Origin of the sequence: Cryobacterium tagatosivorans (genome assembly GCF_004402215.1) — a bacterium.
Lineage (GTDB): Bacteria > Actinomycetota > Actinomycetes > Actinomycetales > Microbacteriaceae > Cryobacterium > Cryobacterium tagatosivorans.
The window spans coordinates 154,304-169,061 of sequence record NZ_SOEZ01000054.1 but is presented as its reverse complement, the minus strand read 5'-3'; the positions used below and the strand labels follow the sequence as shown (position 1 = coordinate 169,061).

Genomic DNA, 14,758 nt, shown 5'->3' with positions numbered 1-14,758 from the left:
GACGGCATCACGCAGGAATACTTAGCAACGCTAATTGGTTATGCTCGACAATCATGGAATCTGCCACCCCTGCCCCCGCCCCGTCACCCGGCCGGCGCAGCAGCGTGGCCGAACTCAGCCACGACTTCCGGATCGCCAACGGCCGGCTGGCCCGGCGCCTCCGCCAGGAGAAGGCCGACAACGAGCTGAGCGGCGGCCAGTTCTCCGCCCTCGGCAGCCTCTTCCTCGACGGGCCGCTCACCCTCGGCGAGCTGAGCGATCTCGAACACGTCACACCGCCCTCGATGAACCGCACCGTCAACTGCCTCGTCGAGGCGGGACTCGTGCAGCGGGCCGGCGCCGATGACGACGGCCGCAAGGTCATGCTCAGCGCGACCGAGCAGGGCCAGGCCCTCATGCGCGAGACCCGGATGCGCCGGGACGCCTGGCTCGCCAAGCGGGTCAGTGGCCTCACCCCCGAACAACGCCGAGTGCTTGCCGAGGCGACGCTGATCATGCGGGGACTGGCCGACAGTTGAGCGCGATGTTCCGCTCGCTGAGCGGCGTGAATTACCGGATCTGGTTCGCCGGCGCCCTGGTGTCGAACATCGGCACCTGGATGCAGCGCACCGCGCAGGACTGGATCGTGCTCACCGAGCTGACCGATCACAACGCCACGGCGGTCGGCATCGTCATGGCGCTCCAGTTCGGGCCGCAACTGCTCCTGATGCCCTGGTCGGGCCTGATCGCCGACCGCTTCAACCGGCGCAGGCTGCTCATCGGCACCCAGACCCTGATGGGCATCCTCGCCCTCGGCCTCGGCATCATCACCGTGACCGGGGTCGTGGAGCTCTGGCACGTCTACCTCTTCGCCCTGGCCCTTGGGGTCGTCGCGGCGATCGACGCCCCGGCACGGCAGACGTTCGTCTCCGAGCTCGTCACCGACGACAACCTGTCGAACGCGGTCGCGCTGAACTCCGCGTCGTTCAACGGCGCCCGGCTGATCGGCCCGGCGGCCGCGGGCATCCTCACCGTCGCCGTGGGTGCCGGCTGGGTCTTCCTGATCAACGCCCTGACGTTCGCCGTGACCGTGGTCGCCATGCTGCTGCTGCGACAGGCCAACCTGCGCGCGCAACCGAAGGCGTCCCGGGCGCGAGGCCAGCTGGTCGCCGGCTTCCGCTATGTCTGGCTCCGGCCCGACATCGTGGTGGTCCTGATCACGGTGTTCCTGGTCGGCACGTTCGGCTTCAACTTCGCGATCTTCACCGCGACGATGGCGACCGTCGAATTCGGGATGGGCGCCGGGGAGTTCGGCCTGCTCAGCTCGATCATGGCCATCGGGTCGGTGGCCGGGGCGCTCCTGTCCGCGCGCCGCAGCCGGCCCAGGCTGCGGCTGGTGGTCATCGGCGCCGCGGCCTTCGGCATCGCCTGCGGGATCGCGGCCGTGATGCCCAACTACGCCACCTTCGCGATCGCGCTCGCCTTCATCGGGCTGTCGTCCCTCACCCTGATGACGACCGCGAATGCCTACGTGCAGACCACGACCGCGCCGGCCATGCGCGGCCGGGTGATGGCGCTCTACATGGCCATCTTCGCCGGGGGCACCCCGCTCGGCGCTCCCCTGGTCGGCTGGGTCGCCGACCAGTACGGCCCGCGCTGGGCGCTCGGGGTCGCCGCCCTGTCCGGGATCCTGGCCGCCGCCGCCGTGCTGTTCTGGATGGTCAAGTACCGCCGGCTGCGGGTGCGCTTCCGCCCCCGGAGCACGCCGCGACTGCTCGTGCGGCACGACGGGGACGGCCGCGACCGCGAGACCGCAACCCGCGAGATCGCCATCGTCGAGGCGACCTCCCCCCGCTAAGCCCCCAACATCCCGCGAAACCGCAGTTGTGCGCCTTAAAACGCGCTCAGAACGCGCACAACTGCGGTTTCGCGGTCTAGCGGGGCATGGTCGACGCGCGCACGACCAGTTCGGGCTGGAACACGATCTGCTCGTGCTCGAACCCCTCGCCGGCCGCGGCCTCGCGCAGCAGCAGGTCGACCGCGGTGTAGCCGATCAGGGCGCTGGGCTGCCGGATCGACGACAGCGGCACGACCGCCGCCGCGGCGAAGGCGATGTCGTCGTAGCCGATGAGCGCGATGTCACCGGGCACCCGCACGTCGCCGAACATGTTGAGCGCCTGGAGCACCCCCATCGCGAGCAGGTCGTTCGCCGCGAAGACCGCGTCCGGACGCTCGCTCTCCGGCCGGGCGAGAATGCGCTCCCCGGCCTCACGCCCCGCGAGCACGGTCAGGGATTCGGTCTCGATGACCTCGAGCGAGACGCCCGGATGCTCCGCCACGGCCTTCCGCGCTCCCTCCAGCCGGTCGGTCACCTGGCGGATGCCGGCCGGGCCGCCGACGAAGGCGAGGCGGACGCGCCCGATCGAGGCGAGGTGGTCGGCGGCGAGGTAGCCGCCGGCGACGTCGTCGACGGCGACGGAGGAGAAGCGGCGGTCTTCGGCCTGACGGTCGACGAGGACGGTGGGCGTTCCCCGCTCGCGCAGGCGCGTGAGCCGGTCGCCCAGGTCGCCGAGCGGCGAGATCAGCACGCCGTGAACGCGTTGCTCCTCGAACAGGTCGAGATAGGCGTTTTCACGGTCGATGGTCTCGTCGCTGTTGCCGAGGAGGATGGCGAGGCCCTCCTCGGCGGCGCGGTCCTCGGCCCCCCTGGCGACATCCGTGAAGAACGGGTTGGCCACGTCGAGAACGACGAGGCCGATGCTCCGGCTGCGGCCGGCGCGGAGCTGGCGGGCCGCGTCATTGCGGACGAAACCCAGGTGGGCGATCGCCGCCTGCACCCGGGCGACCGTGTCCGGAGAGACCTTTCCCGGGCGATTGAGCACATTGGACACCGTCCCGACCGAGACCCCGGCCTCGGCCGCGACCTCGCGCACACTGATCGATGACACCGGTCTCCCTCTCGCACACCGCCCCGTGCTCGCAGTTTATGTCAGCGACGAATGAAACGAATCATTCCCGGACGCCGCGGGTTTGTCTCGATTGCGTCTCGGCTGGCCGGGCCGCCGGGATTCGGTGTTGACGCGCTCGGCGCGCTCGTTGTATATTCGCAACACACAAACTTTGAAACGATTCATTCCCCCCAGTCTCATTCCCTCAACGTGGAGGCGGCAGCTCATGCACCCAGCCCCGGACCTGACAGGCGGCGCACTCGAACCTGCGCCGATCCTGTCCCTGCACGGCGCGGTCAAGGCCTTCGGTGCCGTTGTCGCCCTGGCCGAAGGCACGATCGAGATCCGGCCCGGCGAGATCCACGCCCTGGTGGGCGAGAACGGTGCCGGGAAGTCGACCCTCGTGAAGGTGCTGGCCGGGCTCTACCACCCCGACGCGGGTGACTTCCGGGTGGAGGGCGAGGCCGTCGCGTTCCGCAGCGTCGCCGACAGCAAGGCCGCCGGCATCTCCGTGATCTACCAGGAGCCCACGCTCTTCCCCGACCTGACCGTCGCGGAGAACATCTTCATCGGCCGCCAGCCCAAGGGCCGCCTGGGCCTCATCAGCCGCGCCACGATGCGCAAGCAGGCCCGGGCGCTCTTCGCGCAGCTCGGCGTGCGGATCGACCCCGACCGGGTCGCCGAGGGCCTGTCGATCGCCGACCAGCAGATCATCGAGATCGCGAAGGCCATCTCCCTCGACGCCAGGGTGCTGGTCATGGACGAACCGACCGCCGCGCTCTCCGGCGTCGAGGTCGAACGGCTCTTCCAGGTCGCGCGCGGCCTGCGGGAGAAGGGTGCGGGCATCCTCTTCATCTCACACCGTTTCGACGAGGTCTTCGCACTCTGCGACCGGATCACGGTCATGCGCGACGGCCGCTACATCGCGACCCACCAGACCAGCGCGGTCACCGTGCCGCAGATCGTGCGCGAAATGGTCGGTCGCGACATCGCCCAGCTCTTCCCGAAGGAGGTCGCCGCGATCGGCGCCCCGGTCCTGCAGGTGAAGGACCTCGGCCGAGCCGGCGTCTTCTCCGATATCAGCTTCGAGGTCCGGGCGGGCGAAATCGTCGCGCTGGCGGGCCTCGTCGGCGCCGGCCGCACCGAGGTGGCCCGCGCGGTCTTCGGCATCGACCCCTACGACCGCGGCAGCGTCGAGTTCCTCGGCAAGAAACTCAGGTCGCACAACCCGCAGGCCGCCATCGACGTCGGAATGGGCTTCGTGCCCGAGGATCGCCGCAAGCAGGGCCTCGTGATGGAGCTCTCCGTCGAACGCAACGCCGCACTCACGCTGCGCAACCGCCTCGCCCGCTTCGGGCTGATCAACGCCCGGGCCGAACGCCGCGTCGCGGCCGAGTGGACCAGCCGGCTGCAGGTGAAGACGGGCTCCCCCGAGTTCAAGGTCTCCACCCTCTCCGGCGGCAACCAGCAGAAGGTCGTGCTCGCGAAGTGGCTGGCCACCGAGCCGAAATTCCTCATCGTCGACGAGCCCACCCGCGGGATTGACGTGGGCACCAAGAGCGAGGTCCACCGGCTGCTGTCCGACCTCGCCGGCCGGGGAATCGCGATCCTGATGATCTCGAGCGAGCTGCCCGAGGTGCTCGGCATGGCCGATCGCGTGCTCGTGATGCACGAAGGCCGAATCACCGCTGAGCTCGACCGGGCGGATGCGACGCCCGAGTCGATCATGCACGCAGCGACCGCATCATTGGAGCGCACACCGTGACCACCACACCCACATCCACGCCGGCCGCCCCGGAACGCGAAGCCGGCGGAGGCGCACGCCTGCTGGGCTCCCTGCTCCGGCTCCGGGAAGTCCCGGTGACGCTCGCCCTGATCGTGCTCGTCGTCGTCACCTACCTGGCCAACCCCCTCTTCCTGGGCGCCCAGGGGGTCAAGGACCTGCTCCTGAACGCGACGATCGTCATCATCCTCGCCGTCGGGCAGGCGCTCGTGATCATCACGCGCAACGTCGACCTGTCGGTCGGCTCGATCCTCGGCCTCGTCGCCTTCAGCACCGGCACGCTGTTCGCCACCTTCCCCGGCATCCCGATCATCGTCGTCTTCCTCGCCGGAATGGCGCTCGGCGCCCTGCTCGGCGCGGTCAACGGCCTGCTCGTGACCGTCGCGAAGGTCCCCGCCCTCGTGATCACCCTCGGTACCCTGTACATCTACCGGGGCCTGAACAACGCCTGGGCCGGCGGCAAGCAGTACTTCGCCGGCGACCGACCGGATGCCTTCGGCTCGCTCTCGGTCGACACGGTTCTCGGCTTTCCGCTGATCACCCTGATCGCGATCGTCGTCGTCGTGGTGGTGGCCGTGTACATGGTCGGCACCCGGCCCGGCCGCGACCTCTACGCGATCGGCTCCGACCCCGCGGCCGCGGAACTGTTCGGCATCCCGGTCAGCCGCCGCGTGTTCCTGGCGTTCCTCACCAACGGCGTCCTGGCCGGCCTGGCCGGGGTGCTCTACGCCAGCCGCTTCAACTCGGTCGGCGCGACCACCGGATCCGGCCTCGAACTGGACGTCGTCGCCGCGGCCGTGGTCGGTGGCGTCGCCATCTTCGGAGGCAGCGGCTCCGTCGTGGGCGCGGCCATCGGGGCGGTCCTGCTCACCACCATCACCAGCGCCCTGACCGCCCTGCGGGTCGACAAGTTCTGGCAACAGGCGATCGTGGGCGCGCTCATCCTGGCGGCCATCATCATCGACCGCATCGCCGGCCTGCGTACGGCAAAGAAGCTCCGAGTAAGTGAGGCACGCGATGTCTAACACCGTCACCACCACCCCCGCCCTCGACACCAGCAAGACGCTGGCGGCAGAGCCCCGCGGCCGCACCGGCGCCGCCCGCCTGCTGCTCGGCCGGGACGCCGTGATGATCTACGCGCTCCTCGCCTTCGTGCTCTACGGGATGATCGCCATCCCGCGGTTCGCCTCACCGGTCACGGTCGGCTTCCTGCTCCTGGATGTCATCCCGGTGCTGCTGATCGCCCTGCCGATGACCCTCATCATCATCACGGGCGAGATCGACCTCTCGGTCGCGAGCATCGCGGGACTCACCAGCGCCCTGATGGGCGTGCTCTGGGCGGCCGGACTCGACATCGGCACCGTCCTGGCGATCAGCCTCCTGGCCGGTGTCGCCGCCGGCGCGTTCAACGGCTTCCTGGTGGCGGTGGTCGGGCTCCCCTCCCTCGCCGTGACGATCGGCACCCTGGCGCTCTTCCGCGGCCTCGCCCTTGTCGTCATCGGCGACAACGCCGTGGCCAACTTCCCGCCCGAGCTGACGGCGTTCTTCACCTCGAAGCTCGGCGGCACGGGCATCCCGACGGTGATGATCGGCGTCGTCCTCGTCGCCCTCTTCTTCGGCGTCCTGCTGCACTTCACCCCCTTCGGCCGCGGACTCTACGCCCTCGGCTTCAGCAAGGAGGCGGCGACGTTCGTCGGTATCAAGGTCGCCCGCGCCAAGTTCTGGCTCTACGTCGGGTCCGGATCCGTGTCCGCCCTCGCCGGAATCTACTGGACCCTGCGCTACTCGAGCGCCCGCAGCGACAACGCCAGCGGGCTCGAACTCACCGTGATCGCGGCGGTGCTGCTCGGCGGAGTCTCGATCTTCGGCGGCAAGGGATCCATCCCCGGCGTGATCGCGGGCGTCCTCCTGATCGGAACGATCAACTTCGCGCTTCGGCTCGGCCGGGTCTCCGACGTCGTGCTCATCATCGTGACCGGAACGCTGCTGATCGCATCCGTCGTCGCACCCAGCGTCTTCGAGGCGATCAAGCGATGGCAACACAATCGCCGGCTCCGACGCAGTCTTCCCCAGGTACCCGCCTCGGGAGAAACCAACGCCACCGCACCAGGCGTCCAGGAAAGGAAATGACAATGGAGTTCATCAGCAATCGCGCCCGGAAGGGCAGGGGCGCCAGGCGCGTCTCCGTCCTCGCCGCGGCGGCAACCGCCTTCGCCCTCGTCGCGACGGGCTGCGCAACCGGCAGCACGGGCGACAGCACCGACGGGGCCGCCGCCGACGGCGACCTCAGCATCACCTTCATCCCCAAACAGCTCAACAACCCGTACACCGACGTCGTTCTCGGCGGCGGAAAGGACGGTGCGAAGCAGGCCGGATTCGCGTCGACGCAGGTCGTCGGGCCGCTCGAGGCCAGCGCCTCCAGCCAGGTCTCCTTCATCAACGCGGAGACCCAGGCCGGGACGAACGTCATCGTGATCGCGGCGAACGACCCGGATGCCGTCGGGCCGGCCCTCCAGGAGGCGCGAGACGCTGGCGCCAAGATCGTCGCCTTCGACTCGGACACCAACCCCAAGTACCGGGACGTGTTCATCAGCCAGGTCGTGGCCAAGGATGTCGCCCTGATCCAGACCAAGCTGATCTCCGAGCAGATCGGCGGCAAGGGCGAGATCGCGATCCTGTCGGCCACCGCCAACGCGACCAACCAGAACGAGTGGATCAAGTTCATGGAGGAGGAGCTGGCCTCCAACCCGGACTACAAGGACATCAAGCTCGTCGCCAAGGTCTACGGCGACGATGATGACACGAAGTCGTTCCAGGAGGCCCAGGGCCTGCTCCAGGCCTACCCGAACCTCAAGGGCATCATCTCGCCCACGACCGTCGGTATCGCCGCGACCGCTCGCTACCTCTCCACCTCGGACTACAAGGGCAAGGTCATGCTGACCGGGCTCGGCCTGCCGAACGAAATGCGCCCGTTCGTCAAGGACGGCACCGTCACCGCGTTCGCTCTCTGGGACCCGGCACAGCTCGGCTACGTCGCCGCCTACGCCGGCAAGGCGCTCGTCGACGGCGACATCACCGGCAAGGAGGGTGACACCTTCACCGCCGGGGACATGGGTGAGCGCACCGTCGGCAAGGACGGCATCGTGATCGTCGGCCCGCCGACAACGTTCGACAAGAACAACATCGACGAGTACGACTTCTAACTCGCCGTGACCCCGGTGGTGGGGCGGATGTTCAGGCATCCGCCCCACCACCCCTTCCCCACCGCCTTTGCCCCACCGCTCCACGCCCCGGATCACCAGGAGACACCCATGACCGAGAGCCCCCGCCGCCCAGCCGGCGAACTGCTCGTGCCCAAGCGGCGCACACCGACCCGGATCGGGCTCGTCTCCGGCGGCCTTGGCGCGTACTGGCCGCAGTTCCCCGGCCTTCTCCCCCAACTGCGGGAATCCGCGCGTTACGTGACGGGCCGGTTCACCGAGCTGGGCGTCGATGTGGTCGACGTCGGTTTCATCTCCGACGCCCAGGAGGCCGGCGTCGCCGCCGAGAAGCTGCGGGTCGCCGATTGCGACCTGATCGTGGTCTTCCTCGCGACCTACCTGACCTCCTCGATGGTGCTGCCCATCGCCCGGAAGTCGAAGACACCGGTCCTGGTGATCGACCTCCAGCCGACCGAGGCGATGGACCACGCGAACTTCGACACCGGGCAGTGGCTCGCCTACTGCGGCCAGTGCCCCGTTCCGGAGGTCGCCAACGTGTTCCGGCGGGCCGGCATCCCGTTCCGCTCCGTCTCCGGCTACCTGCGCCAGGAGAGCGCGTGGGACCGGATCCGCCAGTGGGTGCACGCCGCGGGCGTTCGCGCGACGCTCCGCACCGCCCGGCACGGCCTGATGGGCCACCTCTACCCGGGGATGCTCGACGTCTCGACCGACCTGACCCGCGTCGAGGCCACCTTCGGATCGCACGTGGAGGTGCTCGAGTTCGACGACCTGCGCGAACGGGTGAACGAGGTGACGGATGCCCAGGTGGCCGACCGCATGGACCTCGCGCGGCAACTCTTCCGGCTCGACGAGTCCGTGAATGAGGACGACTTCGCGTGGGGCGCGAAGGTCTCCGTCGGGCTGGACCGGCTCGTCGAGGACTTCGACCTCGACTCGGTCGCTTACTACCACCGCGGCCTGGCCGGCGAGCAGCACGAGCGCCTCGGTGCCGGCATGATCCTCGGCGCGTCCATTCTCACCGCCCGCGGCATCCCGATGGCCGGCGAATACGAGCTGCGCACCTCCATCGCCATGCTGGCCGGCCACGCCATCGGCGCCGGCGGCTCGTTCACCGAGATCCAGGCGCTGAACTTCTTCGACGGTGTCGTGGAGATGGGCCATGACGGCCCCGCGCACCTCGCCGTCAGCGCGACCGACCCGCTGCTGCGGGGGCTCGGGGTCTACCACGGCAAGCGCGGCTGGGGGGTCTCGGTCGAGTTCGACGTGCGACCGGGACCGGTCACCACGTTCGGCGTCGGCCAGGACCCGGACGGCAGCTTCGTCTTCATCACCTCGGAGGGCGAGGTCACACCCGGCCCGCTCCTCGCGATCGGCAACACCACCTCCCGGGTGGACTTCGGCGGCGACCCGGGCGTCTGGGTCGACGAATGGAGCCAGACCGGCATCGGCCACCACTGGGCACTGTGCCTCGGCCACCGCGCCTCCGACCTCAAGGCGGCCGCGAACCTGCTCGGCATCGAGCACCGCCACGTGACCCTCGGGGGGCGATGAGCGTGCAACGTGTGTGCTTCCAGTTGCAGGTCAAGCCCGCCCGGATCGAGGAGTACGCCGGGCGCCATGCGGCGGTCTGGCCGGACATGCTGCGTGCGCTGAAGGAAACCGGCTGGAAAAACTACTCGCTCTTCCTGCGCGAGGACGGCCTGCTCATCGGGTACTTCGAGACGGAGTCCCTCGAGGCGGCCCGGCAGGGCATGGCGGCCACCGAGGTCAACGCCCGCTGGCAGGCCGAGATGGGCGAGTTCTTCGAAGACCTCGATGTCGGCCCCGACGAGGGATTCCTGCGGCTGCGCGAGGTCTTCAACCTCGAGGATCAGCTCGCCGCGCTTGACGAGATTGAAACGATTCATTTAGACTCAGACGACCCCACAGAGAAGTGACATGACGATGACGACATTCGAATCCATCAGCGACCAGCTCGAGGCACAAGCCATTGAGCTGCCGTCCTGGGCCTTCGGCAATTCGGGCACCCGGTTCAAGGTGTTCACGACGCCAGGCACCCCGCGCACCATCGAAGAGAAGATCTCCGACGCGGCCAGGGTCCACGAGCTCACCGGGCTTGCGCCATCCGTCGCCCTGCATATCCCCTGGGACAAGGTCGACGACTACGCCGCCCTCGGCCGCTACGCGGGCGACCTCGGGCTCTCCCTCGGCACCGTGAACTCGAACACGTTCCAGGACGACGCCTACAAGTTCGGCAGCCTCACCCACACCGACGCCGCGGTCAGGCAGAAGGCCATCGACCACCACTTCGAGTGCCTCGAGATCATGAACGAGACCGGCTCCAACGACCTGAAGATCTGGCTGGCCGACGGCACCAACTACCCCGGCCAGGGCGACATCCGCGGCCGCCAGGACCGCCTGGCCGACTCTCTCGCGGCGATCTACGGCCGCCTCGGCGACAACCAGCGCCTGGTGCTCGAGTACAAGTTCTTCGAGCCCGCTTTCTACCACACGGATGTCCCCGACTGGGGAACCTCGTACGCCCAGGTCGCCGCGCTCGGCGACCAGGCCCTCGTCTGCCTCGACACCGGCCACCACGCCCCGGGCACGAACATCGAGTTCATCGTCGCCCAGCTGCTGCGCCTCGGAAAGCTCGGCTCGTTCGACTTCAACTCGCGCTTCTACGCCGACGACGACCTCATCGTGGGCGCGGCCGACCCGTTCCAGCTCTTCCGCATCCTCTACGAGGTCATCCGCGGCGGCGGCTTCGGACCGGACTCGCCGGTCGCGTTCATGCTCGACCAGTGCCACAACGTCGAGGAGAAGATCCCCGGGCAGATCCGCTCGGTGCTGAACGTGCAGGAGATGACGACCCGAGCGCTGCTCGTCGACCGCGACGCCCTCACCGCGGCGCAGGACGCCGGCGACGTGCTCGGCGCCAACGGCATCCTGATGGACGCCTTCTACACGGATGTCCGCGCCGACCTGGCCGCCTGGCGCGAGTCCTGCGGGCTCCCGGCCGACCCGATGGCCGCGTTCGCGGCATCCGGTTACCAGCAGAAAATCGCCGACGAACGCGTCGGCGGCCGGCAGGCAGGATGGGGCGCATGACCATGACCAACACGACGGCAGCCGAACTGATCGCCCGGTCGAACCGGCTCGGCGCGAACCCGAAGAACACGAACTACGCCGGAGGCAACACCTCCGCCAAGGGAACCGAAATCGACCCCGTCACGGGCGAGAGCGTCGAACTGCTCTGGGTCAAGGGCTCCGGCGGCGACCTCGGCACGCTCACCGAGCAGGGGCTCGCCGTTCTCCGCCTCGACCGGGTGCGCTCGCTCGTCAACGTCTACCCGGGGCCGGACCGCGAGGACGAGATGGTCGCCGCGTTCGACTACACGCTGCACGGCAAGGGCGGGGCCGCGCCGTCGATCGACACGCCCATGCACGGGCTCGTCGACGCGGCCCACGTCGACCACCTGCACCCCGACTCCGGCATCGCGATCGCGACGTCCGCGGACGGCGACACCCTGACGGCGACGATCTTCGGCGACAAGGTCGCCTGGGTTCCGTGGCGCCGTCCCGGCTTCCAGCTGGGCCTGGACATCGCGGCGATCAAGGACGCGAACCCGCGGGCGATCGGCTGCATCCTCGGCGGGCACGGCATCACCGCCTGGGGGGACACCAGCGACGAGGCCGAGGCCAACTCGCTCTGGATCATCGACACGGCCGCCGCGTACATCGCCGCCAATTCGAAGGCCGAGCCGTTCGGCCGGCTGCTGGACGGTTTCGGCCCGCTCTCCGCGGAGGAGCGCCGGGCGAAGGCGGCCGCGCTCGCCCCGACGATCCGCGGGCTCGTGTCCACCGACGCCCCGAAGGTCGGACACTTCACGGATGCGCCGGAGGTGCTGGACTTCCTCTCCCGCGCCGAGCACCCGCGCCTGGCCGCCCTCGGCACCAGCTGCCCGGACCACTTCCTCCGCACCAAGGTCACGCCGCTGCTGCTCGACCTGCCGGCCGGAGCCTCGACGACGGATGCGATCGCTCGCCTGCAGGAGCTGCACGAGCAATACCGGGCCGACTACCAGGCGTATTACGACCGGAACGCGGTCTCGACGGGCTCGACCACCGAGTGGCCCGCGATCCGCGGCGCCGACCCGCTGATCGTGCTGGTCCCTGGCGTGGGCATGTTCAGCTACGGCGCCAACAAGCAGACCGCGCGGGTCGCCGGCGAGTTCTTCCTCAACGCCATCAACGTCATGCGCGGCGCCGAGGGGCTCTCCACCTACGCGCCGATCGACGAGGCCGAGAAGTTCAAGATCGAGTACTGGGCACTCGAGGAGGCCAAGCTGCAACGGATGCCGGCGCCCAAGCCGCTCGCCACCCGGGTCGCGCTCGTCACCGGGGCCGCCTCCGGCATCGGCAAGGCCATCGCCACGCGCCTCGCGGCGGAGGGCGCCTGCGTCGTCATCGCCGACCTCGACCTCGCCACGGCGCAGGCCGCGGCGGCCGGGATCGGCACCGAGGATGTCGCCATCGGCGTGCAGGCGAACGTGACCGACGAGGCGCAGGTGCAGGCATCCGTCGACGCCGCCGTGCTCGCCTTCGGCGGCCTCGACCTGGTCGTGAACAACGCCGGGCTGTCGCTGTCGAAGTCGCTGCTCGAGACCACGGTCGCCGACTGGGACCTGCAGCACAACGTGATGGCCAAGGGCTCGTTCCTGGTCTCCCGGGCAGCGGCCCGGGTGCTCATCGACCAGAAGCTCGGCGGCGACATCATCTACATCTCGAGCAAGAACTCGATCTTCGCCGGCCCGAACAACATCGCCTACTCCGCGACCAAGGCCGACCAGGCCCACCAGGTGCGCCTGCTCGCGGCCGAACTCGGCGAGCACGGCGTCAAGGTCAACGGCATCAACCCGGACGGCGTCGTACGCGGCTCGGGCATCTTCGCCGGCGGCTGGGGCGCCAAACGAGCCGCCGTCTACGGAGTGCCGGAGGAGGAACTCGGCAAGTACTACGCGCAGCGCACCCTGCTCAAGCGCGAGGTGCTGCCGGAGAACGTGGCCAACGCCGTGTTCGTGCTCTGCTCCAGCGACCTCAGCCACACCACCGGCCTGCACATCCCCGTCGACGCCGGCGTCGCCGCCGCCTTCCTGCGATGAGCGCCCGTTCGCGGCCCAACTGTGGCCCGTTCGGACAACTGTGGCCCGTGTGCCGGGCACAGTTGTCCGATGCGGCCACAGTTGTCGGCTGGGCGGGGGTGCACGCGTGGTGACCTCGGCCGGCACGGTCGCCGCGATCGACCTGGGAGCGTCCAGCGGGCGCGTGATGCTCGGCCACGTCGGGCACAACGAGCTGAGCATCCGCCCGGTCGCGCGCTTTCCCAACAACCCGGTGCGCACCATCGACGGGCTGCACTGGAACATCCTCGAGCTCTACCGGAACGTGCTCGGCGGCCTGCGCGCGGCGGTGCGGGAAGACCCCACCGTGGCCAGTGCCGCGGTCGATTCCTGGGCCGTCGACTATGCGTTGATGCGCGGCGAGCGGATGCTCGGCAACCCGTACCATTACCGGGACGAGCGCGCCGCGGCCGGGGTGGCCGCGACGCATGCCCTGGTCGGGCAGGACGAACTCTACTCCGGCAGCGGGCTGCAGTTCCTCCCCTTCAACACCCTCTACCAGCTGGCCGCCGACCGCCTGGCCGGCAGCCTCGCCGCGGCCGATTCCCTGCTGCTCATACCGGACCTGGTCAGCTTCTGGCTCACCGGCACGATGGTCGCTGAGCGCACGAATGCGTCGACGACGGGGCTGCTCCGGGTCCGGGCAGGCTCGACCACCGGGACAAGCGCGACCACCGCCGGGGGCGACTGGGATGACGCCCTGATCGCCCGGCTCGGCTTGCCCAAGGGGCTCTTCCCTTCCCTCATCGATGCCGGCGGGCGGATCGGGTCCCTGCTGCCCGGCGTCGCGGCCGAGATCGGAGCCGGACGCCGCTTCGACGTCGTGGCGGTAGGGTCGCACGACACGGCATCCGCCGTTGCCGCCGTGCCGATGGCCTCGGACACCGCCGCGTACATCTCCTCCGGGACCTGGTCGCTCGTCGGCGTCGAACTGGCCTCTCCCGTGCTCAGCGAGGCCAGCCGCGCGGCCAACTTCACCAATGAAGGCGGCGTCGACGGGCGCGTGCGGTACCTCCGAAACGTCATGGGGCTCTGGCTGCTCAGCGAATCGATGCGCGCCTGGGAGCAGGCCGGGGCCTCACCGAACCTGGCGGCGCTCCTCGCCGAGGCGGCGAGGGTGACCGGACCGGTCCCCGTCTTCGACGTCGACGATCCGGGTTTCCTCGCCCCGGGCGACATGCCGGCCCGCATCGCGGACCACTGCGCTCGGCACGGCCTGCGGCCGCCCGGCACGCCCGCCGAGCTGGTGCGCAGCATCGTGGAAAGCCTCGCCGCCGCCTATGCGCGCACCCTGGCGACGGCTGCCGAGCTCTCCGGCACACGGATCAGCGCCGTGCACATCGTCGGCGGCGGGTCACAGAACGAGCTGCTCTGCCAGCTCACCGCGGACCGCACCGGCCTGCCCGTGCTGGCGGGACCGGTCGAGGCGACGGCCATCGGCAACGTGCTAGTGCAGGCACGCAGCCAGGGCCTCGCGACCGGCAGCCTCGAGGGCCTGCGCGCCCTGGTCGCCCGGGCCTTCCCGCCGCGAAGGTACGAGCCGAGAACCTAGGCGGTCGCCTGGCCGCCAACACCGCTATTACTGCCCGCGGATGGGTCGACCAATGGGCGTGTTCCGCCTGACGGTGCGCAACCATTCGATTG

The 14,758-nt window shown here is 69.5% G+C and carries 12 protein-coding genes; 11 read left to right on the top strand and 1 reads right to left on the bottom strand.

Translation table 11 applies throughout. The features are described 5' to 3' along the window. The first annotated feature begins 53 nt into the window (after positions 1 to 53). Together E3O23_RS11250 and E3O23_RS11245 are read left to right on the top strand one after the other, a co-directional pair. Positions 54 to 518, top strand: a complete 465-nt coding sequence (locus E3O23_RS11250) for a MarR family winged helix-turn-helix transcriptional regulator (RefSeq protein WP_134491033.1) — start codon at positions 54 to 56, stop codon at positions 516 to 518. Positions 519 to 523: 5 nt separating this feature from the next. Next, a complete protein-coding gene (locus E3O23_RS11245) occupies positions 524 to 1,837 on the top strand; it encodes an MFS transporter (protein WP_198415177.1) in 1,314 nt (437 codons plus the stop codon). Positions 1,838 to 1,913: 76 nt separating this feature from the next. Here E3O23_RS11245 and E3O23_RS11240 read toward each other — a convergent pair whose 3' ends face one another. Continuing rightward, a complete protein-coding gene (locus E3O23_RS11240) occupies positions 1,914 to 2,927 on the bottom strand; it encodes a LacI family DNA-binding transcriptional regulator (protein ID WP_198415176.1) in 1,014 nt (337 codons plus the stop codon). Between the two features lie 226 nt (positions 2,928 to 3,153). On the opposite strand from E3O23_RS11240, the gene E3O23_RS11235 reads away from it, so the two are divergent. The 9 genes from E3O23_RS11235 to E3O23_RS11195 all read left to right on the top strand — a co-directional run bounded on the left by E3O23_RS11235 (position 3,154) and on the right by E3O23_RS11195 (position 14,666). Next, positions 3,154 to 4,692 (top strand): sugar ABC transporter ATP-binding protein, encoded by a 1,539-nt coding sequence (locus E3O23_RS11235; RefSeq protein WP_134491029.1) that lies wholly within the window; start codon positions 3,154 to 3,156, stop codon positions 4,690 to 4,692. After that, the gene (locus E3O23_RS11230; RefSeq protein ID WP_174776637.1) at positions 4,689 to 5,735 is read left to right on the top strand and encodes an ABC transporter permease; all 1,047 of its coding nucleotides are present in this window, start codon (positions 4,689 to 4,691) and stop codon (positions 5,733 to 5,735) included. Before E3O23_RS11235 ends, E3O23_RS11230 begins: the two co-directional genes overlap by 4 nt. Further along, on the top strand, positions 5,728 to 6,840 hold the full coding sequence (locus E3O23_RS11225) for an ABC transporter permease (protein WP_134491025.1): 1,113 nt from the start codon (positions 5,728 to 5,730) through the stop codon (positions 6,838 to 6,840). Before E3O23_RS11230 ends, E3O23_RS11225 begins: the two co-directional genes overlap by 8 nt. Positions 6,841 to 6,842: 2 nt before the next feature. Then, positions 6,843 to 7,913, top strand: a complete 1,071-nt coding sequence (rhaS, locus tag E3O23_RS11220) for a rhamnose ABC transporter substrate-binding protein (RefSeq protein WP_134491023.1) — start codon at positions 6,843 to 6,845, stop codon at positions 7,911 to 7,913. A gap of 108 nt (positions 7,914 to 8,021) precedes the next feature. Then, entirely contained in the window at positions 8,022 to 9,482 is a 1,461-nt protein-coding gene (locus E3O23_RS11215) for an L-fucose/L-arabinose isomerase family protein (RefSeq protein ID WP_134491021.1), read from the top strand. After that, the gene (locus E3O23_RS11210) at positions 9,479 to 9,868 is read left to right on the top strand and encodes an L-rhamnose mutarotase (RefSeq protein WP_134491019.1); all 390 of its coding nucleotides are present in this window, start codon (positions 9,479 to 9,481) and stop codon (positions 9,866 to 9,868) included. The genes E3O23_RS11215 and E3O23_RS11210 overlap by 4 nt, the downstream gene beginning before the upstream one ends. A 7-nt stretch (positions 9,869 to 9,875) precedes the next feature. Next, positions 9,876 to 11,042: an L-rhamnose isomerase gene (gene rhaI / locus E3O23_RS11205; protein WP_134491094.1), complete on the top strand. Its 1,167-nt coding sequence runs from the start codon at positions 9,876 to 9,878 to the stop codon at positions 11,040 to 11,042. 2 nt (positions 11,043 to 11,044) lie between these two features. Continuing rightward, complete coding sequence (locus tag E3O23_RS11200) at positions 11,045 to 13,096, top strand: bifunctional aldolase/short-chain dehydrogenase (protein ID WP_174776639.1); 2,052 nt, start codon at positions 11,045 to 11,047, stop codon at positions 13,094 to 13,096. A 106-nt stretch (positions 13,097 to 13,202) separates the two neighbouring features. Next, positions 13,203 to 14,666: a rhamnulokinase gene (locus E3O23_RS11195; protein WP_255453301.1), complete on the top strand. Its 1,464-nt coding sequence runs from the start codon at positions 13,203 to 13,205 to the stop codon at positions 14,664 to 14,666. Positions 14,667 to 14,758 lie beyond the last annotated feature (92 nt).